Origin of the sequence: Streptomyces sp. NPDC056948, assembly GCF_042674225.1 — a bacterium.
GTDB lineage: Bacteria > Actinomycetota > Actinomycetes > Streptomycetales > Streptomycetaceae > Streptomyces > Streptomyces purpurascens.
The window spans coordinates 1-21,015 of sequence record NZ_JBHUQX010000050.1 but is presented as its reverse complement, the minus strand read 5'-3'; the positions used below and the strand labels follow the sequence as shown (position 1 = coordinate 21,015).

Here is a 21,015-nt window from a genome sequence, read left to right as displayed (position 1 = left end):
CCGTGGCACAGGACGTCGAACTCGCCATCCCCTGCCGACTGGTCACCCTCTCCCTGCTGCTCGGCCCCGAGGAAGGGCTCACCACCCTGGAGGACCTTGTTGCGAAGGCCATCGCGGCCGGCCGTACCACGGTCGAGGACCAGGCCGAGCTGTTCGCACTGCCGCGGCGGATCGTCCTGGACGTCGTGCACAGCCTGTGGCGCAAGGGCCATGTCATGGTCGACTTCGCCAGAGGAACCCTGGAACTGACCGACGGCGCCCGTGAAGTGATCACCTCGGACGGATCGCTGCGCGACAGCGCGGTGCGGCAGGAACACCGGCAGTTCCTCTTCGAACCGGTCACCGGCCGGATCTTCCCCGCCGACACCGGCACCCGCAGGCCGTCCCAGGCCGGCCTTCACGTACCGCTGCACCAGGTGCTCAGCGAGACCGACCTGCCGGCCGCCGAGCTGTTACGAGCTGTGCAGACCGCCATCCGCAACGACCGTCACAGCAAAGGATTCCGGCAGAACGTCCTCGACGTCGGCTTCCGCAGCCCCGTGCTGCGCCCGGCCAGCGAACTGCGCTGGCTGAGCGCCCACGCGCAGGTGTTCGTCGACAACGACACCGGGCGGATCTCGGCCCAGCTCCTCGACGAGCCGGGATGGAACTCCCGGGCTCGCGAGCGAATGCGCCAGCACCTGGCCGACCTCGCGGACCAGCAGCCCGACCACAAGTTCGTCCGCTCCCTGCGTGGCAAGGCCACGCCCCAACTCGCCCCCGCTGTAAGCGCAGAGAGCCTCCTGCACCGCATGGGCGAGTCGGTTGCCACCCTGTCCGAGGTCGAGGCCAACCAGGTCGAGGTACGGCAGAAGGTCCTCGCCGACCTCTCCCGGCGGTTGTCCGCACGGATCGCCGAGATCAGCCGGGCCAAGGCCGCCGTCACCGTCGTGGCCCGCGCCGCAGGCCACCAGTGGACCGTCGAGGACCTGATCCAGTCCGCCAGGAACCAACTGGTCTTCGCCGCTCCGAACATCAGCTACGCGGTGCTCGGCGGACTCCTGCCGATGTTGCGCAAGGCGTTGGAACGCGGAGTGCACCTGGTCTTCCTATGGGGCAGCAGAGACAGCGATTCCCTGCCCGGCAGAGTGAAAACCGCCCTTTACGACTTGGAGGCCCGTCACCGCTCCCGGGTGCTCTTCGCCGACCGCAGCGCCCGGATCTCAGCCTGTGTGGTGGTCCAGGACAACCAGCGGGCGTTTGTCGGCACCCACAGTCCGCTCGACGTGAACACCACCAGCAACAACCGGGGAGAGGTGGGCATCCTCGTCGAGGGCGCCGCCCAGGACGGTCCGCCGGGGGTTCCGCAGTGTGTCATTGACCTGCTCATCTGGGCCCGCAAGTCCTTCCCGTACTGGCAGCTCGGCCAGCGCATCCTGGTCCAGGACGACCACTTCGAACCCGTACCGGAACAGCGCCGTGCCGAACCCGCCACCGTCCCTCCGCCGGGCGAGGAGGAGGGACAGATCGCCGTCCTCCGCCAGGACGCCACCGCCCGCGCCCTGTGGGCCGAGAGCTGGGCGGAGCACCACGCCGTACTGAGGGACGTCCTGCACCGGGCCACCCAGGGTGACCCGGTCGTCGAGATCCTGGAGGACGGGGCACCGCGGGATCTCGTCCAGCAGGCACTGCACGGCGCGTCCCGGCGGTTGGTGCTGGCTGACGACGGCTCGGACGCCCAGGCCTCCGACGAGCGCTTCGTGGCCGCGCTCGGCGGGCGGATCGATCAAGGCGTGACGGTGCAGCTGATCCGGCCGGCCGCACGGGGACCGCAGCAGCCCTCGACGCAACCGGCGCTGAGGGAACTGATCGGGCGTGGTCTGATGGTCCGTGACAAGCGGGCCGGAGCGCGGGCCGCAGTGTGGGACGATGAGGCCGTTCTCGGCAGCCTGCCCCTGCTGCGTGACCGCCGGCGCACCCTGCCCCCCTCGGAGCGCACCAGCCATGTGGGCGTCCACATCCGAGGCGCCGACGTGGTCACCCGGATCGTCGCGGAACTCGGTGTCTCCTCCGAGCGCGGCCCAGAGCCGACGATCGAGGGCGGGCCGGATGGATCGCTCAGGGGAGCCACCGCCGTCGCGCTGTCCCTGCTGGTCGAGGCCGACGCTGAGCGGGGCAGCGCCGCGTACGCGGCGACCGTCGCCGAACGGCTGCGCCAGGTCGACGACCTCTGGGGCGTCCTGGACATCTGGCACCACAAGCAGGTCCCGCCCAAAAACTTGCGGCCAGTGGTCGCCGCGGCGCTCATTCAGGAGCACGACACCCGGGGAGAACGCTGGTCCCGGTGGGCGGACTGGCTGATCGCCGACGCCTGGGACCGGCGCGCCTTCGTCGAGGCCTCGCTGCTGGGCCGACTCCTGCGGGAGGGCGAGAAGACGGTGCCGCCCGCGGCCTGCACCGCCGCTGCGGCGATCGAGACCGGCCCCCTGGGCTCCGCTCTGCTGGACGCGGCACTGGAACTCGCTTACTGCGAACCGGCTGCCCAAGCGGTGGGCGCGGCCGCCGGGCTCGCTGAGACACTGCTGCGGGCCCTCCCGGGCGAGGGGCCAGCCGTGCTGGACCTGCTCGGAGACGCGCTGCCACCCTCGTGGCGGGAATTGGCCGCGATGGCCCAACGCCACCGTGCGGGAGGCAACGGACCCCTCCCGCTGGCCCTGCTCATGTCCGAGCTGTCCCGGATGACGGAGTTCAGCGAGACGGCCGAGAAGTGGGCGGAACTCATCGACCAGATCGACCGGATGGAGCGGCTGCACCGCTTCACCTTCTCCTCCGGAAAATTCCTGCACAGGGAACTGTTCGCCAAGGACGGGATGCTGTCGTGGATCCGGGCGGCGGCCGAAGCAGGCACCGAGGAGTGCGTTCGGATCCAGACCGGCCTTCCCGTTCACGTCCGCCGTCATCTGGACCAGATCGTGGCCGACGGCGGTCGTCCCGAGATCCAGTGGGGCAATCAGCGCACGTTCCTGCAGACCATCGAGGACATCGTGCGTCGCGCCCGGTCCCTGGCCCCCATGCCGAACGGGCGGGGTGTCTCCGCTGGAGCGGCCGCGGAGCTCGCGGGTTGCGCGGAGCTGGCCGAGCTGATCGCGGTCCGATGGGACGCGCTGTTCAGCGATGCGGGCGGACTCGGCCGTCCCTACGCATCGCCTCTGCTGGCCCTGCTGGAGCGGCTCGATCCGCTCGCCCAATGGCACAAGTCACAGCGCAGCAGGAGGACAGCAGAGTGATGACAGACAAGGACGAGTCACTGCGGGCCCTGCTCGCTGTCTGGCCGGGCCGGTTCCGCTTCCCGGGCCTGCTGGTGGCGCTCGCCGACGGCCGGCCGGCGTCCCTGGAGGAACTGGCCCTCGTGGGCCTGGAGGGTATCGCCGGGGACCACGACGAGTACCGCGCCTGCGCGGGGCTGATCTCTGCCGGTGAGTTCCAGATTGCCGAGGAGATGCTCGCCGAGTGCCAGGCCCTGGACATCGCGCAGATCGAGGAGCTGCGCACCCGGCTGGGCCAGCGCCGAGCCGAGTGCCTGCAACTGCTGCTCGGGCGGGTGCAGCAGCTCGTGGATCGGGCCGGCGCGGCTGACGTGGATGTCGTACCGGACCGGGACGCACTCGCCGTACTGTGCGCACGATCGTGGCGGCAGGTGGAGGAACGGCTGCATGCGGACGTGGCGACGCTCGAACAGGCCGTGGACCAGAAGCGGGCGGCACTGCGCCTGCGGTGCGAGGAGGCGACCACACGGGGAGGGGACCCGGACGTACTCGGCGCGTGCAATGTGCTGCTGGACGCCGGGCAACTACGCGCCGTCTCCCTGCTGCTGACCAACGGTGACTCACCGCGCCCGGGGCCGGAGGGCGTGCCGCTGCTGCGGGGCTGGGGACAGGCCGCCGAAACCCCGTCCGAGGTCCTGAAGTGGCACCTCAACCCACTTACCAGGCCGATGAGTTACGACCGCTGGCGGCCCGTCGACCCAACCGGTCAGGAGCTGCTGGAGGCTTACGACGCGCTCGCCGACAACAACGAGGCGATGGTGGCCCGTTTCGCCCGAGCACTCACGGAGTTCCTCGGAGCCGGGAACCGCCCGGTGGCGTCCGTGCACCGCGTCGAGGGCGGCTATCTCACCGCGATCACCGGGGTGTTCGCCGAGGCGGAGACCGCGCCTTTCTGGCCGACCGGCAGCGTGGAGCTCTTCGTCGCCGAGCCGGAGACCACACACCGGCCCGACATCGACCTCGGCCGGCCCTACATCGCGGTGGGCCGCTCCCTGCGGGCGTCCCCCCTCCCCGAACGGACCGCCTGCGCGGTACTCGACCTCGGTCACGTCGTGGAATTGGTCACCCTGCGTTCGCACGTCCCGGTACAACTGCTCAGAGTGCTGGGCGGACAGTGGCCCCTCGATGCGTTCGCGGGCGGGTCGGCCGCCTCACTGGACGCACTGCTCGGCAGCGATCCCGGGGACCGGTGGCACATTCTGCGCTGGATGGTCGACCTCGCCGGACTGGGGGGCCTGACGACCGCCGACGCGCTGTCCTTCCAGGCTGGCCCCGACACGGCATTGCTCCACCTCTTCCTGGAGTACCTGGCCCGTCCCAAGGCGGCGTCGCCCGAGCGCGACGGGTACGCGGTCGTGCGGGACTGGGCCAGGGACCCGTCGTTCGCCCGGACCGTCGAGCAAACGGCCCTCACCTCGATCGCCGACTCGGTGGCCGCCCAGGTCGCCTTCTGGGCCGCGCTGTCCGCGGCTGTCCCGGGACAGCAGGTGACGCTTGAGGAGATTCTGCTGAGCGCCGCGTCCGTCGCCGGAGACGGCGTGGCTGAGGACGGCCACGAGGCGGAGGTCCGTCGTGGTCTGGACCGGCTGGCGGCCCTGCCACTGGTCGACAGGGCCGACGCCGAGGGGGTCCTCTTCCACCGGTGTGGAGTCCTCCTCATGCTCGGGGGCGACGCTGACCGGAAACTGGAGAAGGTGGTCGCACTCCTGGCGGAGGAGGCCACAGCCACCCGTGCCGGTCAGAGCCGTGTCTTCCGGCCCGACGACTGGCGGTTGTACCGATACGCCCTGCGCCCCGAGCTACGGCACTACCAGCAGCTCGCCGGCGCCTCCACCACCACGCCCGAGGAGCTGACGGCCGCCGCCGAGGCCCTGACCGCCACGGCGGGCGAACTCCCCGCCGGTGTCTCGGTGGAGGAGGAGTGCGACCTGTCCGCGACGCTCCTGGCCATGAGAGGCCCCTTCACCGCTCACTATCCGAAGATGAAACTGCAAATCCACGCACCGGACAGCTGCCTGGTGACCGTCTCAGCCGTCGGCCAGCAGCGGCTCCTCTACGAACTACTCGCCAACGCGGCTGAGGCGTGTGCGGAACACGGCGATCCGACCGTACGGGCGACCGTCACCCCGCTGGGCACTGAAGTCGCTGTCGACATTCAGGACAACGGCCCGGGCCTGGCCTACGCGGAGGGGACCGAGCACATCGTGTTCCGCAAGGGCGAATCGACCCGCGGGCCGGACCGGGGCATGGGTCTCTACGCTGCGCGCCGCCTGGCCCGCAGCGTGGACGGAGACCTCAGTGTCCGATCGCGCGTCTTGGGACATCCAGTGCTGCAGGGCGCCCATTTTCGGCTGCTGCTCCCACGGGCCTGAGACTCTCGCAACCAACTGGCCCGGGGGCGCTGCGGGAAGGGAGTACCGTCTCCCCCTCTGCGGCGGGAGCGGCGGGCCGCCCGGTTGCAGGAGCGACTCTGCGAGGGCGGGCGGACATCTGCTGACCCCGGAGTGTCGCACCGAATCGCAGCAGAGCTCGCCCGCCAGCGCTCGCGGCTGCGGAAATTCGATGGCACTCCGGCCAGTGAGCTTCTATGGTCAGTGCTGTTCGCGCGGCGACCGGTTGTCGGTTGCTGCATGGTGATGCTCGCTTTTGGAGGTGTGACCGATGGCTGTCGTCGAGATGGGCGCTGCCCGCATCCAGGAATCCATCAAGTCCACCTCCGTGGCCACCGGCTGACACTCCTCACTTTCTTCGTCGCGTACGCACGCGACCGCCGGGGCCGCCCTCCCGAAGGGTCATCCCCCCTTGAGTTCCATGAACTCCATTTCCGCCTTCTCCGCGCTCGCTCCCTACGGCTGGGACGAGGTCTGGGCCGAGGCGTTCACGCAGTACGACGCCGAAGGGCTGCTGCCCGGCCGCGTCGTGCGGGTCGACCGAGGCCAGTGCGATGTCGTCACCGCCGACGGGATCCTGCGGGCCGACACCGCGTTCGTCACGCCGCACGACCCGATGCGGGTCGTCTGCACCGGCGACTGGGTCGCCGTCGAACCCGGCGGGAACCCGCGCTACGTCCGCGCGTATCTGCCGCGCCGCACCGCGTTCGTCCGCTCCACCTCCTCCAAGCGGTCCGAGGGGCAGATCCTCGCGGCCAACGTCGACCACGCCATCGTCGCCGTGTCCCTCGCCGTCGAGCTCGACCTGGGCCGCATCGAACGGTTCCTCGCACTCGCCTGGGAGTCCGGGGCGCAGCCCGTCGTCGTCCTCTCCAAGGCCGACCTCGTGCCGGACGCCGTCACCCTCTCCCACCTCGTCCAGGACGTGGAGACCAGCGCGCCCGGCGTGCCGGTGGTGCCCGTCAGCTCGGTCGACGGGGACGGGCTCGACGTGCTCGCGGCGATCGTCGGCGGCGCTACGTCCGTGCTGCTCGGGCAGTCCGGCGCGGGCAAGTCGACCCTCGCCAACGCACTGCTCGGCGAGGACGTCATGACCGTCCAGGCCACCCGGGACGCCGACGGCAAGGGCCGGCACACCACGACCACCCGCAACCTGCTCGCACTGCCCGGCGGCGGGGTCCTGATCGACACCCCCGGACTGCGGGGCGTCGGACTCTGGGACGCCGAGACCGGTGTCGGGCAGGTGTTCTCCGAGATCGAGGCACTGGCCGAGCGGTGCCGCTTCCACGACTGCGCCCACGAAGCCGAGCCGGGCTGCGCGGTACTGGCCGCCATCGAGACCGGTGAGCTGGCGGAGCGGCGACTGGACAGCTACCGCAAGCTCCTGCGGGAGAACCAGCGCATCGTCGCCAAGACGGACGCCCGGCTCCGGGCGGAGATCCGCAAGGACTGGAAGCGGAAGGGGGCGATCGGACGGGCCGCGATGGAGGCCAAGCGCGGACCGCACTGGCGTCCGTAGGCGCGTCGCCATCCGCCGGATATGATCAACGGCCGCCCGAGAGGCGGTCAAGTGTTCGTATCGAGGGGGATGGCGATATGCGTTTCAGAGCTCTGGGTGTGGCCGCGGCCGCGGCGGGGGCCCTCGCGGTCACCGCCGCGCCGGCCGGCGCCGCGCAGAACTGGCAGGCGGTGAGCACCAACTCCACCTGGCACTGCGGTGCCTACAAGACCCACAAGGTCTCCGACAACGTCAAGTTCAAGGTCTGCGCCGTCATCAACGGCAGCAGGTACGGCCAGGCCGTCCTGGTCGTACAGAACGCGGCGAGCGTGGCGGTGTCGATCAGTGGTGCGGTGAGCGGCAACTTCGGCAGCAACGTGGACTGCGCCGGCTCCACGCTCAACGCCGGCTTCACTCGCGGATGCCTCGCGCCGACCGAATACGTCGGCAACGAGTCGATCTTCGTGGTCGCCGGCCGGCTGCGGCTCAACGGTGTCGACGACTGGTACTACGACACCGAGTTCTACGTCCCCTAGAGACCGCCCGGTCGCTCTTGAAGACCGTCCGCTCTCTTCGCCGAGGTGAGTTCCAGAGCCAGGGCCACCCGGTCGGCCGCCGTGAAGCCCGCGTCGTGCGCCACGACGTAGGCTTCGTCGCCGAGTTCCTCCCGGACGCGCAGCTCCACGGACAGGCGCGCGGTGTGGAACGGCAGCAGGCCGGTCAGGTCCACCCCGATGTCCCGGCGCAGCCCTTCGGCGGCGCCGAGCAGCGTGGCCGCCGGGCCGGGCCGGGCGACGGCGGCCGTCGCCCACGCCAGGCTCTCCACTCCCCACAACGGACCCCAGTTGTCGCCGACCGCCCGCTGCCGGGCCAGGGCGTCGCGCAGCCGGGGCAGTGCCCGCACCGGATCGCCGTGCCGCAGCTCGGTGATCCCCGCACACCAGGTCGCCCAGCTCCTGGCCCATTCGGCGCCCGACGCCTCGGCCTCGGCGACATACACCTCTCGGGTGGCCAGAGCGGTGTCGCGGGGGCCCATGAAGGCGGCGGCCATGGCCCACATCAGGGTGGCCATGTGCGCGTCCCCCGGCAGTCCCGCGTCCCGGAACGCCTCGCGGGCCCGGGCGAGCCGGTCGACCGCCGTGGTGTCGCCGTCGACGAGCAGGGCGTAGGCACCCTCGACGAACCGCACCGCGGGGTGGGCTGCCGGGGCGGCCCCGGCCGGCCGGCACGCGTCCAGGAAGGCCCGGACGGAGGACCGGTCGCCCTGGCAGAGGGCGATCCACACCGTCATCGCGCGGGCGGCGATGTCCTGGTCCGGCCGGAGGGTGCCGTCCGGGCGGGCGAGCAGCCGCTCCAGCCAGTGCCGGCCCTCCCCGAGCGTGCTGCTGAAGAACCAGCACCGGGTACGGCCCAGGTCGACCGCGATGTCCAGGCCCGTGCCGGTCAGATCCGGAACGGACGCGCACAGGTCGAGCGCCGAACGGATGTTGGGCAGGTCGAGGCGGAGCCGGGTGAGCCAGTCGACCTCCTGCGGCCCGCACCACTCGGCGGCGGCCCGGGCCGCGAGGTCCCGGTAGTGGCGTACGTGGCGCAGCCGCACCGCCGACACATCACCGCGTTCCTCGAGCCGGTCCCGGCCGTACTGGCGGATCGTCTCCAGCAGCCGGTATCTGACCCGCGGTCCGGCATGACCGGCGTACACGATCGACTTGTCGACCAGCGCCGCCAGCAGATCACGGACGTCCCCGGGGGCGAGTGCCCCGCCCTTGCAGACCGCCTCGGCGGCGTCAAGGTCGAAGCTGCCCGTGAAGACGGAGACCCGGCTCCACAGCAGCCGCTCGGCCTCGGTGCACAGATCGTGACTCCAGTCGATGACCTGGCGCAGGGTGCGCCGCCGGTCGTCCGGGCCGCCGCCCCGGGGCGCGGCCAGCAGCCGGAAGCGGTCGTCGAGCCGGTCCAGGATCTCCCCGGCGGCCAGGGTGTTCAGCCGTACGGCGGCCAGCTCGACGGCGAGCGGGATGCCGTCCAGGCGATGGCACAGCTCGGCCACGGCGGCGTAGTTCGCGTCCGTGACGCGGAAGCCGGGCGCCGATGCCGCGGCCCGGTCGGCGAGCAGCCGCAGCGCCTCGCAGCCGGTGTCGTCGGCCCGTTCGGGCAGGGCGAGCCCGGGGACCATCACGACGTGCTCTCCCGGCACCGCCAGCCGCTCCCGGCTGGTGGCCAGCACGGTCAGCTCAGGCGCCCACCGCAGCAGCCGCAGCGCCAGGGTGGCGACCGGTGCCACCAGGTGCTCGCAGTTGTCCAGGACCAACAGCAGCCGCCGGTCGCGCAGATGCTCGGTCACCGCGTCGGCCACGGGCCGGCTGGAGTGGTTGCGCAGGCCGAGCGACTCCGCCACCGTCCGGTCCAGCAGGCCCGGATCGGTCAGCGGTGCCAGGTCCGCGAGCCACACCCCGTCCGGGAAGGCATGGGCCGACCGGGTCGCGGCGCGCAGCGCCAGCCGGGTCTTGCCGACACCGCCGACACCGGTCAGGGTCACCAACCGGGTCCGCGTCAACAGGTCGGCGACGTGGTCGAGTTCCCTCTCACGGCCGACGAACGACGTGGTCTCGGCGGGCAGCCGGCCCGCGGTCCGGTCCCGGCCGGCGAAGGCGGCGGGAGTGTCGTCACCGGACAGCACCCGGCGGTGCGCGTCACGCAGCCCGGCCCCGGGGTCGACGCCCAGCTCCCGTGCGAGGGTGGCCGCCGCCTCCCGGTAGCAGTCGAGGGCCTCGCCCTGCCGTCCGCTCCGGTGCAGGGCCAGCATCCGCTGCTCGTGAAAGCGTTCACGAAGCGGGTGTGCCCCGGCGAGGGTGCGCAGTTCGGACAGCACCCGGGCGTGCCGGCCCAGCGCCAGATCGGCGTCGATCCGCAGTTCCAGGGCGTCGAGAAGGGCCTCGCCCAGGGCGGGCAGCACCTCCCGCAGCGACTCGGCCGGCAGGTCGGTCAGCGGGTCGCCCCGCCAGAGCCGGACGGCCTCGTGCAGGGGCCCGGACGCGTCGGCAGGCCGCCCCGCCTCCAGTGCCGTACGGCCACGCCGGACCAGCGCCGTGAAGCGGTGCAGGTCCACGTCCTGCGGGGTGACGTCGAGCAGATAGCCGGACGGGCGGGTCAGGAGAAGGTCGCGGCCGAGAGCGCGGCGCAACCGCAGCACGTAGTTCTGCAGGGTGTTGGGGACGCGGGCGGGCTGCCGATCGCCCCACACCCGGCGGGCGAGGCACTCCACCGGCACGGTCCGTCCGGCGTCCACCAGCAGCGCGGCCAGCAGGGCCCGCAGCCGTGCCGCGCCGAGCGGCACGGGCACTCCGTCCCGCCGGATCTCCAGCGGCCCCAGCACCATGAACTCGTAGCGTGCACCCATCGCAGTCATGATGCTACACAGGGTGACTCTCGCGTGGCGGGGCCGGTGAGAGCCGGATGTGACCGGGCCGAGAGCGGGCCGGGCGACGGTGGACGGGTCCACGACGATCCGATGATCCGAGAGGAGAACACCGTGCACGACGACCCGTTCGACCTCGACACGCGGCAGACCGGGGCGGGGGAGGTGGATGCTGCCGCGCTGACGAGCGGCGGCACCATGTACCCGTGGTCGGGAGCGGCTGTGCGGTTGACGACCCAGCAGACCCTGCACCCATGGTCCGGTGCCGCCGGGCAGCGGACCAGCCACACCATGCACCCGTGGTCCGGTGCCGCCCGGCAGGCGACCCAGCACGGCACGCTGCCGTTCCCGACACTGTGACCCGGAACGGCCCTTCGGAACCGGGTCGGACGCGGATGCCGTCCGACCCGGTCTTCGAGCATCTCGGTACGGCCCTGCTCCGCTCCCCGCTGCTCCCCGTCGGCACGCTGCGGACACCGGACACACCGGATCCGGCCGATGTGACGGACGCGACGGACGAGGGCAAGGCGCTGCGCGCGGCCGTCACGGAACTGACCGACGATCCGCTGCTGCACGAGGCCCTGGCCCTGTCCAGCCCGTCCCTCGGCCGGCGGCTGGAGTCCGTGCGCACGGGCGGGGACGTGTCCCTGTCCGCGCTGCGCCGCACCTGGCGGGCGGTGCTGCGCTACCGCGCGCGGATGGCCGGCCGGCCCACACCGTTCGGGCTGCTGGCGGGCGTCGCACAGGCCCGGTTCGGCGAGAGCGCCCGGGTGCGGCTCGGCTCGGCGCACGGCAAGTCGGCCCGCCCCGACGCCGAGTGGCTGTCCTGTCTGACGCAGCGCTGGGAGCGGGACCCGGCGATCCTGGCCGGACTGCGCCTGGCGGCCAACGGTCTGTGCGTGCGGCGCGGCGACCGTCTGGTCCTGCCCTACGCGCCTGCCGCGCCGGATGCCGGGCCGGCGGAGGCGGAGGAACCGCGTGAGGTGTCGGTGCGCTGGACGGCGGCCGTGGCGGCGGCCTACGAGCACGCCCGCAGGCCTGTGACCCATGCCGTCCTCACGGAACATCTCCGTGCCCGGCTGCCCGCCGCACCCGCCGGTGCGATCGAGAGCCTGGTCACGGAACTCGTCACCCTCGGCTTCCTGCTGACGGACCTGTCGCCGCCGCCCGGAGCGGCGGATCCGCTGGCGCATGTGACCGACTGCCTGGCGGGTGTCCCGGCCGTGACGGGCGAGGCACGGCGGCTCGCGGGGGTGGCCGCCGCACTCGCCGACTACGCCGAACGCCGACCCGGCCAGGGGCTGCTCGCGCTGCGCGCGGCCGAGGACCGCATGGACGCCCTGACCCAGCGCCCGAACCGCCTCGCCGTGGACACCGCACTCGACGCGGACGTCACCCTTCCGTACGCGGTCGCCGAGGAGGCGCGGCGCGCGGCGGACCTGCTGTGGCGCCTCGGCCCGCCGGTCACCGCGGCGACGCGTCCGCTCGCCCCGTACCATCGCGACTTCCTCGAACGGTACGGCCTCGCACGGGCGGTCCCGGTGGCCGAGCTCCTCGATCCGGTCGGCGGACTCGGCCCTCCGCTGCCGGACACGACGACGCCGGCAGGTGCCCGGGACCGTGTTCTGACGGCCCTGGCCCAGGAGGCGACCGCGTCCGGCGCGCGCGAGATCGTCCTGACCGACCGGGACCTGGACGCCCTCGGCGACGACTCCGGCGTCCCTCCGCCCTCGTCCGAGCTGGTCTTCCAGCTCCTCGCGCCGTCCGAACAGGCGCTCAGCGCAGGGCAGTTCGCCCTTGTCGTGTCCGCCCAGCTCACCGGCACCTGGCCGGCCGGCTCCCTCGCGGCACGCTTCGCCCACCTGCTGCCCGAGGAGGGGCGGTCGTTCGCCGAGACAGCGCCCACGGCGCTCGCCGGTGCCGCCTCGCCGCACGGTCCGGTCCTCCCGGCCCAGTTGGTCTTCCGCCCGGCGCTGCCCCGCGCCGGAAACGTCGTCCGCACCCCCCGCTGGGTCGAACACACCGTGGCACCCGGCACGTTCGGGGAGAGGGCGGACCCCGGGCACCTCGCACTCGACGACCTGGCGGTGGTCGGCGAACTGGACCGATTGCGGCTGGTGTCCCTCCGGCACGACGGGCAGGAGGTCGCCGCGAGCACCTTCCACATGCTCGACACCAGGCGGCTGGCGCCCGCGCACGTAGGCCTGCTGCAGCTGCTGAGCGTCGACCACGTCCGGCCGCTGCTCGGCTGGGACTGGGGAGCGGCGAGGGACTGGCCCTGGCTGCCCGCCGTACGACACGGCCGGACCATGCTGTGCCGGTCCCGGTGGCTGGTCCGGGACGCCGATGTCCTGGACCACCGAACGGGGTTCACCGCCTGGTCGGAGGCCCTCGGGTCGTGGCGGCGCCGGTTGCGGGTGCCCGATGTGGTCGAGGCCGGCAGCGGTGACCGCCTGCTGCCGCTGGACCTGTCCCGCACGGCGGACGCCCGTCTGCTGCGCGAGGAACTGCGGCGCGACCCCGACACCCCGCTGCACGAGCGGCCCGACCTGACCGGTGACGGCACGGGCTGGCTCACCGGACCGCACGGCACGCACGCCGCCGAGATCTCCGTACCGTTGCTGCGCCGCGCGCCCTTCGCCGGCACCGCCGCCCCGGCCGTCACCCGGCGTCCGCTCGTCCGCCGCGGTGACGACCTCGCGGGCGGCCTGCCGGGAGGCTCATGGCTGTACGCCAAGCTGTACTGCCCCGGTCCGCTCCAGGACACGGTGCTCGCCCGCCATCTGCCGGAGCTGCTGGACGCCCTGCCGCCCGAGGCGGACCGCTGGTTCTTCGTCCGGTACGCCGACCCGGACCCCCATCTGCGGCTGCGCCTGCACGGCGCCCCCGGGACGCTCTACGGGGAGATCCTCCCCGCGCTCCACGACCTGGTGGCGGACCTGCGGCGGCACAGGCTCGTCGGCCGCCTGGTCCTGGACACCTACGACCCGGAGACGGAGCGGTACGGAGGCACGGCCCGGACCATGGAGGCGGCGGAACGGGTGTTCCACGCCGACAGCGCGGCGGCCCTCGCACAGCTCCGGCTGCTCGACCGCGCCCGGCCACCGGCCGGCCCGCTGCCGCTCACGGCGGCCGGCCGGGCCCATCTCGCCTGGCACCTCGTCCCGGGCACCCCGGCCGAGCGCGCCCGGCGCCTGCTCGCGGTCGCGCCCCGCGACGAACACCACCGTTCCTTCCGCGACCACCGAGCCCAGGCGCTGCGGCTCGTCGACCCGTTCGGTGACTTCGCGGCCCTGCGCGAGGCGGCCTGGGCGGCGCCGCTCCTGGCCGCCTGGCAGCTCCGGGCGGCTGCCGCCGACAGCCTGCGCCAGTGCCTGGCCGAGACGCCCGCCGACGCCGATGCCGACGCGGTGCCGGCCTCCCTGCTCCACATGCACCACAACCGGCTGACGGCCGACCCCACGCCATGGTCGGAGGGCCGAGTGGCCGCCCTCGCCCGCGGTGCCGTGGAGGCCCACCTCGCACGCCGCGAGGCGCAGCGCGCTCCATGACGAGGCCGGGCACCCGAAGCGCCCTGTCCGATTTCCGCCAGCGACAGGCCGGGCGACGGCGGAGACTGGACGTGTGAGAGACCAGGTAACGGACGAGGACACCAGGTACGAGGCCGTACGCAGCCGCGACGCCCGTTTCGACGGCGTGTTCTTCTTCGCCGTCGAGACGACCGGCATCTACTGCCGGCCGAGCTGCCCCGCGGTCACCCCGAAGCGGCCCAACGTACGGTTCTTCACCACGGCCGCCGCCGCGCAGGGCTCGGGCTTCCGGGCCTGCCGGAGGTGCCGGCCGGACGCCGTGCCCGGCTCCGCCGAGTGGAACGTCCGCGCGGACGTGGTGGGCCGGGCCATGCGGCTGATCACCGACGGCGTGGTCGACCGGGAGGGCGTCGCCGGTCTCGCCGCACGGCTCGGCTACAGCGCACGGCAGGTGCAGCGGCAGCTCACCGCCGAGCTCGGCGCCGGGCCGGTCGCCCTCGCCCGGGCCCAGCGGGCCCACACCGCGCGCGTGCTGCTCCAGACCACCGGGCTGCCGGTCACCGAGATCGGATTCGCGTCGGGTTTCGCCAGCGTCAGGCAATTCAACGACACCATCCGGGCCGTCTACGCCTCGACGCCGAGCGAGCTGCGCGCCGCCGTCGTCCCGAAGGGCGGCCGGAACCGCCGTACGGCCACCCCGAGCGCCGGCATCCCGCTGCGGCTCGCCCAGCGCGGCCCCTACCAGGCCGGACCCGTCTTCGACCTGCTGGAACGCGAGGCCGTAACCGGCGTGGAGGACGTGAGCGGCCCGCCCGGCGCGCGCACCTACCGGCGCACCCTCCGCCTGCCCTACGGCACCGGCATCGTCGCCGTCGACGAGCGCCCCGGCACCGCCCGGGCCGGGCTCGGCGCCCACCCCGGCGGCTGGCTCGACGCCCGGCTGCACCTCACCGACCCCCGCGACCTGACCACCGCCGTACAACGGCTGCGGCGGCTGTTCGACCTCGACGCCGACCCCTACGCCGTCGACGAGCGCCTCGCCGCCGATCCGCGGCTCGCGCCCCTGGTCGCCGCCCGGCCCGGGCTGCGCTCGCCGGGCACCGCCGACCCGGAGGAACTCGCGGTGCGCGCGCTGACCGGCCGGACGGAGGCGGAACGGCTCGTACGGCGGTACGGCAAGGCGCTCGACGCCCCCTGCGGCAGCCTCACCCACCTCTTCCCCGAGCCGGCCGTCCTCGCCGGGGCCGAGCCCGGAGGAACCCTCGGCGCGCTCGCCGCCGCCCTGGCCGACCATGCCGTACGCCTCGACCCGGGCGCCGACCGGGACGACGCGCAGCACGCCCTGCGCGCCGTGCCCGGCCTGGACGCCCGTACCATCGCCGAGATCCGCACCCGCGCCCTCGGCGACCCGGACGTGGCCCCGCCCGGCCTCGACGTACCCGACGGCTGGCGCCCCTGGCGCTCGTACGCCTTGAACCACCTGCGTGCAGCAGGGGAGTGGGAGTTCTGATGACCACGACGTACTGGACGACCGCGGAGGGACCGCTCGGGCCGCTGCTCCTCACCGCCGCCCCGACCGGCGAGCTGACCTCGCTGTCCGTGCCCGGGCAGAAGGGCGGACGCGTGGTGCTGGACGACTGGCGGCAGGACGCCGGGCCCTTCCGGGAGGCCGAGGAGCAGCTCGCCGCCTACTTCGCCGGTGAACTGAAGGAGTTCCGGCTGCCGTGGCGCACCGAAGGCACGGCCTTCCGTGAGAAGGTCTGGGCCGCGCTGGACGACATCCCCTACGGCTCGACCGTGACCTACGGCGAGATCGCCGCGCGGATCGGAGCGCCCCGGGCGGCCGTACGGGCCGTCGGCGGGGCGATCGGAGCCAATCCGCTGCTGGTCGTCCGGCCGTGCCATCGGGTGATCGGCGCCGACGGCACGCTGACCGGTTACGCGGGCGGCCTGGACCGCAAGGTACGGCTGCTCACGCACGAGGGTGTGCTCTAGCGGCGCATCGTCAACCCCAGAAGACCGCGCCGAGCCAGGCCGCCGCGATGAGCTGGCAGGTGAACAGTTCGGCCAGGATGCTGGAGCCGCCCGAGCGCATCACCTGGCGCAGGGCGGCGACCGCGTCGCCGTGGCGGCCGAGGCGGCGGCGTTCGTAGAGGTAGATTCCGGCCAGGAATCCGGGGATCGCGCCGAGTACGGGGAGCAGGACGAAGCCCAGGGTGGATCCGCCTCCGGCCCAGGCCAGCATGCGGCGGTTGGCGCTGCTCGCCCGGAGCCGCCGGGGCGGCAGGGCCCAGCGCACGCCCTGGGAGACGAACATCAGGACCGTGGCACCCACCAGGGTCCACCACGCGACGGGCTGGGGATCCTTCAGCGCCCACCACATGACCGCGGCCCACACCAGCAACGACCCGGGCACCGCGGGCAGCAGCACTCCGCACAGACCGAGCAGGATGACCAGCCCGACCAGCAGGAGGTCCCACACTCCCATCTGACCAGCCTGCCGGAATCCATGAGAAGACGCAGGTCAGGAGCGTGGCCGTGGTCAGGACCCGCAGGTCAGCCGCCCGGGGCCCGCCGCCTGCCTTTATCGCATGACCGTTCTAGGGATCACTCGAGCCGTCGTTTCACGGTGCCGTGACGGGCCGGTTTTTCCGGAAGCCCCGTTTTCATCCCGGCCGAGCGGTGGACAATCAGGGGCATGAGTCAGCAGGGGGGAAGGCCCACCGGTCATGACGACGACTGGTGGAGGCACTTGTACGACGACTCCACCGACGACACAGGCCCCACACCCGCCCCGGATTCCCTGGACGACCGCTTCGCCTCGGCGGCGGGGGCGGTAGGGGACCCGGCAGACGAACGGCCCGCCGCCGAGCCGGTGGTTCCGGCGCCCCGGGCAGCCGCCGACGAGGCCACGGACCCGCCGCGCGCGCCCTGGGAGCCACCGGCCTCCCGGCCCGAGGGCCCGCTGACCTTCCCGACCGCCACAAAGCCGCCGGAACGGGCCGGGCAGGTACCCGATCGGCCACCCACGAGCGGCACGACCTCACCGACCGGCCCTCGCGGCCCCTCGGAGGGCCCCCAGATCCCACCACCGCCCCCTCCACCCCTGCCCACCACCCCACCCTCCTGGCCCAGCCCGGAGTTCCGCCCCGCCGAGCCCGGTGGGCCCGGGTCTCCCGCCACCGGCTCCAGTGGGACCGCGTTTCCCGTCGCCGAGTCCGGCCGTACCGGGGCCCCCGCCACCGGGTCCAGCGGGGCCGCTTTCCCGGCCACCGAGCCCAGCGGGAAGGCCTTCCCCGCCCCGGCCGACCCGCCGCCCGCGCCACCACGCCCGGCCGATCCACCGTCCTCGCCACCCCGCCCAGCCGACCAGGCGCTCGCCCCGCCCCGCCCGGCCGGTCCACCGCCTCCGCCGCACACCCCCTCCGACCAAGCCGCCCCCCGGATCGAACGGCCCCCGTCCTCCCCCCGGCCTCGTGGGTACGTAGGGTCCCGGCCGCCCACCTACGACGCCGAACCCATCGCGCTTCCGGCGGCCGACCCTGATGATCTCGATGACCTTGTCGCGGACACCGTGCTCGACGGGGCCCGGTACGGGGCCTGTACGTTGCGGGCCGTGTCCGTGCGGGGGGACTCCGCCCGGTACCGGGGAGAGCCGCGGCGCGACTCGTTGCTCACCGCGCGCTTCGGCACGGGCGAGCACGCGCTGCTGCTGGTGGCGATGGCGACCGGGGCCCGTGCCACGCCGGGGGCGCACCGGGCCGCCGCCGAGGCCTGTCACTGGATCGGGCGGGCCGTCGGGCGCAGTCATGCCCGGCTCGTGGCGGACATAAAGGACGGCCGTCGGGGCGACCTCAAGTCGGGACTGCACCGCCTCACCGACCGCAGTCTCGGCAAGCTCCGCGCCAGCGCCTCCGAACAGGGCGTCGACCCGGAGGAGTACGCCGCCGGCCTGCGCTGTCTTCTGCTGTCGGCCGATCCGGAGTGCCGTACGCGGGTCTTCTTCGGCGTCGGGCCCGGCGGGCTGTTCCGGCTGCGGGACGGTGAGTGGCAGGACATCGAACCGCAGGTCGCCGAGATCAAGGGCGAGCCCGTGATGGGGTTCGGGTCGCCGCCTTCCGAGACGCCCGAGGGCGATCGGTTCACCATGGACCTGGGCATCCCGACCCCGCCCAGCCCGTACGAACCGGCCCCGGAGCCACCCCGCGAACCCTTCCGCTTCCGCACCTCCATCGCCCGCCCGGGTGACACGCTCCTGCTGTGCAGCGGCGGCCTCGCCGACCCGCTGCGCGGCGAACCCGAACTGGGCGACTACCTCGCCGAGCGGTGGTCCCGCCCCGACCCGCCCGGCCTCGCCGCGTTCCTCGCGGACTCCCAAGTGCGGGTCAAGGGCTACGCGGACGACCGTACGGCCGCCGCCGTGTGGGAGGCGTGAGCGCGCACCCTGTGACTTGATGGAACCCGGAGGGATCCCTGGAGACCGAAGGGGCACACGAGAGCCATGGCCAAACAGAACGTCGCGGAACAGTTCGTCGACATCCTGACCCGCGCCGGAGTCAAACGCCTCTACGGAGTCGTCGGAGACAGCCTGAACCCGGTCGTCGACGCCGTCCGGCGCAACTCCGCCATCGACTGGATCCACGTCCGGCACGAGGAGACCGCCGCCTTCGCCGCAGGCGCCGAAGCCCAGATCACCGGCAAGCTCGGCGCCTGCGCCGGCTCCTGCGGGCCCGGCAACCTCCACCTCATCAACGGCCTGTACGACGCCCACCGCTCCATGGCGCCCGTCCTCGCCCTGGCCTCCCACATCCCCTCCAGCGAGATCGGGCTCAACTTCTTCCAGGAGACCCACCCCGACCGGCTGTTCCAGGACTGCAGCCACTACAGCGAGCTGATCTCCAGCCCCAAGCAGATGCCCCGGCTGCTCCAGACCGCCATCCAGAACGCCATCGGCCGCAGCGGCGTCAGCGTCGTCTCCCTGCCCGGCGACATCGCCGACGAGCCCGCCCCGGAGAAGCCCGTCGAGACCGCCCTCGTCACCTCCCGGCCGACGGTCCGCCCGGGCGACGAGGAGATCGACCGGCTCGTGAAGATGATCGACGAGGCCGGCAAGGTCACCCTCTTCTGCGGAGCCGGCACCGCGGGCGCGCACGCCGAGGTCATGGAGTTCGCCGGGAAGGTCAAGTCCCCGGTGGGGCACGCGCTGCGCGGCAAGGAATGGATCCAGTACGACAACCCGTACGACGTGGGCATGAGCGGGCTCCTCGGATACGGCGCCGCCTACGAGGCCACCCACGAGTGCGACCTGCTGATCCTGCTCGGCACCGACTTCCCCTACAACGCCTTCCTCCCCGACGACGTGAAGATCGCCCAGGTCGACGTCCGTCCCGAACATCTCGGCCGGCGCTCGAAGCTGGACCTCGCGGTCTGGGGCGACGTACGGGAGACGCTGCGCTGTCTGATCCCGCGGGTGAAGGAGAAGAAGAGCCGCCGCTTCCTCGACCGGATGCTGAAGAAGCACGCGGACGCGCTGGAGGGGGTGGTGAAGGCGTACACCCGCAAGGTCGAGAAACACACGCCGATCCACCCCGAGTACGTGGCGTCCGTGCTCGACGAAATCGCCTCCGACGACGCCGTGTTCACCGTCGACACCGGCATGAACAACGTCTGGGCCGCCCGCTACATCTCACCCAACGGCCGCCGCCGCGTCATCGGTTCCTTCTCCCACGGCTCGATGGCCAACGCGCTGCCCATGGCGATCGGCGCACAGTTCACCGACCGCAAGAGGCAGGTCGTGTCGATGTCCGGCGACGGCGGGTTCTCCATGCTGATGGGCGACTTCCTGACGCTGGTGCAGTACGACCTCCCGGTCAAGGTCGTCCTCTTCAACAACTCCTCCCTCGGCATGGTCGAGTTGGAGATGCTGGTCGCCGGGCTGCCGTCCTACGGCACCGCCAACAAGAACCCCGACTTCGCCGCCGTCGCCCGGGCCTGCGGCGCGTACGGCGTACGGGTCGAGAAGCCCAAGGAACTCGCCGGCGCCCTCAAGGACGCCTTCAAGCACAAGGGCCCGGCCCTCGTCGACGTCGTCACCGACCCCAACGCGCTGTCCATCCCGCCGAAGATCAAGGCCGAGATGGTCACCGGCTTCGCCCTGTCCGCCTCCAAGATGGTGCTGGACGGCGGAGTCGGCCGGATGCTCCAGATGGCCCGGAGCAACCTGCGCAACGTGCCCCGGCCTTGAGCGCGGTCAGCTGTAGGGCGCCCACTGGCGGGCCGAGGTGTCGTACATGTACCGGGGCAGGCCCTTGATGCCGCTGGTGCGGAACGGCCGGCCGGCGTCGTCGATACGGACCGTGCCCTCGCGGCCCTGGGAGGACCAGTCCAGCTCCAGGTACCAGCGGCAGTCGCATGTCACCGTCCTTGCGGTGACCAGCAGCACCTCGGGGTCCTCGGCCGAGACGCGGTACGGCATGCGCACCGCCGGGATCGGCACGCCGGTGTCGCTCCCGGCGACCGCGTGGGCGATGGGGCGGTCCTTGTCCAGGTTCACGTCGAAGGAGCGCGGGGTGACCGCGCCGCCGCAGCCCTGGTCCATGGCGTAGGCGTTGCCCGGGGCGGGTGCCGTGCGCCCCACCACGCGCACACGCAGCGCGTTCAGCACGACGGCCGTGTCGGTCCGCCCCTGCACCGACAGTTCCACGAGCGTCTCACCGCCGTGCACCGCGCCCTGCGTGGCCGCCCAGGTCCCGGCGTCCTGCGGGGCCGGGGGCGGGGGCACCTGCCCCGGCGGCTCGGTGATGACGTAGTCGTGACCGCAGCCGAGCTTCCATGCCTGGGAGTTGACGGACCAGGTGAGAGGCAGGGCGGGTTT

Annotated in this window: 12 protein-coding genes and 1 pseudogene; 10 read left to right on the top strand and 3 right to left on the bottom strand. The window is 72.8% G+C overall.

Annotated elements, in window-relative coordinates; translation table 11 throughout:
• Nucleotides 1–2 precede the first annotated feature (2 nt).
• From ACFTZL_RS09265 to ACFTZL_RS09250, 4 genes are all read left to right on the top strand, one after another.
• A complete protein-coding gene (locus tag ACFTZL_RS09265; RefSeq protein ID WP_382579913.1) occupies nt 3–3,266 on the top strand; it encodes a hypothetical protein in 3,264 nt (1,087 codons plus the stop codon).
• Nucleotides 3,266–5,677, top strand: coding sequence for an ATP-binding protein (locus ACFTZL_RS09260; RefSeq protein ID WP_382579912.1), 2,412 nt, complete (start codon nt 3,266–3,268; stop codon nt 5,675–5,677). The genes ACFTZL_RS09265 and ACFTZL_RS09260 overlap by 1 nt, the downstream gene beginning before the upstream one ends.
• Nucleotides 5,678–6,116: 439 nt before the next feature.
• Nucleotides 6,117–7,214, top strand: coding sequence for a ribosome small subunit-dependent GTPase A (gene rsgA / locus ACFTZL_RS09255; RefSeq protein WP_382579911.1), 1,098 nt, complete (start codon nt 6,117–6,119; stop codon nt 7,212–7,214).
• 77 nt (nt 7,215–7,291) lie between these two features.
• Nucleotides 7,292–7,729 carry a hypothetical protein gene (locus ACFTZL_RS09250; protein WP_382579910.1) on the top strand — a complete coding sequence of 146 codons (438 nt, stop codon included), beginning with the start codon at nt 7,292–7,294 and terminating at the stop codon, nt 7,727–7,729.
• On the opposite strand, the gene ACFTZL_RS09245 is transcribed toward ACFTZL_RS09250, so the two are convergent.
• Entirely contained in the window at nt 7,726–10,593 is a 2,868-nt protein-coding gene (locus tag ACFTZL_RS09245; protein ID WP_382579909.1) for a BTAD domain-containing putative transcriptional regulator, read from the bottom strand. The two genes, ACFTZL_RS09250 and ACFTZL_RS09245, sit on opposite strands and share 4 nt — an antisense overlap.
• Nucleotides 10,594–10,704: 111 nt before the next feature.
• Here ACFTZL_RS09245 and ACFTZL_RS09240 point away from each other — a divergent pair, with 111 nt between their 5' ends.
• The 4 genes from ACFTZL_RS09240 to ACFTZL_RS09225 all read left to right on the top strand — a co-directional run bounded on the left by ACFTZL_RS09240 (nt 10,705) and on the right by ACFTZL_RS09225 (nt 16,136).
• The gene (locus ACFTZL_RS09240) at nt 10,705–10,971 is read left to right on the top strand and encodes a hypothetical protein (protein WP_382579908.1); all 267 of its coding nucleotides are present in this window, start codon (nt 10,705–10,707) and stop codon (nt 10,969–10,971) included.
• Nucleotides 10,972–11,006: 35 nt separating this feature from the next.
• Nucleotides 11,007–14,162 (top strand): lantibiotic dehydratase, encoded by a 3,156-nt coding sequence (locus ACFTZL_RS09235; protein ID WP_382579907.1) that lies wholly within the window; start codon nt 11,007–11,009, stop codon nt 14,160–14,162.
• Between the two features lie 73 nt (nt 14,163–14,235).
• Nucleotides 14,236–15,651, top strand: coding sequence for a bifunctional transcriptional activator/DNA repair enzyme AdaA (locus ACFTZL_RS09230; RefSeq protein ID WP_382579906.1), 1,416 nt, complete (start codon nt 14,236–14,238; stop codon nt 15,649–15,651).
• Nucleotides 15,651–16,136 (top strand): methylated-DNA--[protein]-cysteine S-methyltransferase, encoded by a 486-nt coding sequence (locus ACFTZL_RS09225; RefSeq protein WP_382579905.1) that lies wholly within the window; start codon nt 15,651–15,653, stop codon nt 16,134–16,136. The genes ACFTZL_RS09230 and ACFTZL_RS09225 overlap by 1 nt, the downstream gene beginning before the upstream one ends.
• Nucleotides 16,137–16,146: 10 nt before the next feature.
• Here the strand turns inward: ACFTZL_RS09225 and ACFTZL_RS09220 are convergent, their stop codons facing one another.
• Nucleotides 16,147–16,629: a DUF456 domain-containing protein gene (locus ACFTZL_RS09220; protein WP_382579904.1), complete on the bottom strand. Its 483-nt coding sequence runs from the start codon at nt 16,627–16,629 to the stop codon at nt 16,147–16,149.
• A gap of 210 nt (nt 16,630–16,839) precedes the next feature.
• Between ACFTZL_RS09220 and ACFTZL_RS09215 the strand changes: the two genes are divergently transcribed.
• Nucleotides 16,840–18,576 (top strand): protein phosphatase 2C domain-containing protein, encoded by a 1,737-nt coding sequence (locus ACFTZL_RS09215; RefSeq protein ID WP_382579903.1) that lies wholly within the window; start codon nt 16,840–16,842, stop codon nt 18,574–18,576.
• 66 nt (nt 18,577–18,642) lie between these two features.
• Nucleotides 18,643–20,385: a pyruvate dehydrogenase gene (locus ACFTZL_RS09210; protein WP_382579902.1), complete on the top strand. Its 1,743-nt coding sequence runs from the start codon at nt 18,643–18,645 to the stop codon at nt 20,383–20,385.
• A gap of 6 nt (nt 20,386–20,391) precedes the next feature.
• On the opposite strand, the pseudogene ACFTZL_RS09205 reads toward ACFTZL_RS09210, so the two are convergent.
• Nucleotides 20,392–21,015, bottom strand: a pseudogene (locus ACFTZL_RS09205) (transcriptional regulator); the annotation flags it as partial.

Coding starts and splice junctions, on each gene's coding strand:
- ACFTZL_RS09260 (WP_382579912.1), top strand. CDS start 3,266: ATGACAGACAAGGACGAGTCACTGCGGGCCCTGCTCGCTGTCTGGCCG.
- rsgA (WP_382579911.1), top strand. CDS start 6,117: ATGAACTCCATTTCCGCCTTCTCCGCGCTCGCTCCCTACGGCTGGGAC.
- ACFTZL_RS09250 (WP_382579910.1), top strand. CDS start 7,292: ATGCGTTTCAGAGCTCTGGGTGTGGCCGCGGCCGCGGCGGGGGCCCTC.
- ACFTZL_RS09245 (WP_382579909.1), bottom strand. CDS start 10,593: ATGGGTGCACGCTACGAGTTCATGGTGCTGGGGCCGCTGGAGATCCGG.
- ACFTZL_RS09240 (WP_382579908.1), top strand. CDS start 10,705: ATGATCCGAGAGGAGAACACCGTGCACGACGACCCGTTCGACCTCGAC.
- ACFTZL_RS09235 (WP_382579907.1), top strand. CDS start 11,007: ATGCCGTCCGACCCGGTCTTCGAGCATCTCGGTACGGCCCTGCTCCGC.
- ACFTZL_RS09225 (WP_382579905.1), top strand. CDS start 15,651: ATGACCACGACGTACTGGACGACCGCGGAGGGACCGCTCGGGCCGCTG.
- ACFTZL_RS09220 (WP_382579904.1), bottom strand. CDS start 16,629: ATGGGAGTGTGGGACCTCCTGCTGGTCGGGCTGGTCATCCTGCTCGGT.
- ACFTZL_RS09215 (WP_382579903.1), top strand. CDS start 16,840: ATGAGTCAGCAGGGGGGAAGGCCCACCGGTCATGACGACGACTGGTGG.
- ACFTZL_RS09210 (WP_382579902.1), top strand. CDS start 18,643: ATGGCCAAACAGAACGTCGCGGAACAGTTCGTCGACATCCTGACCCGC.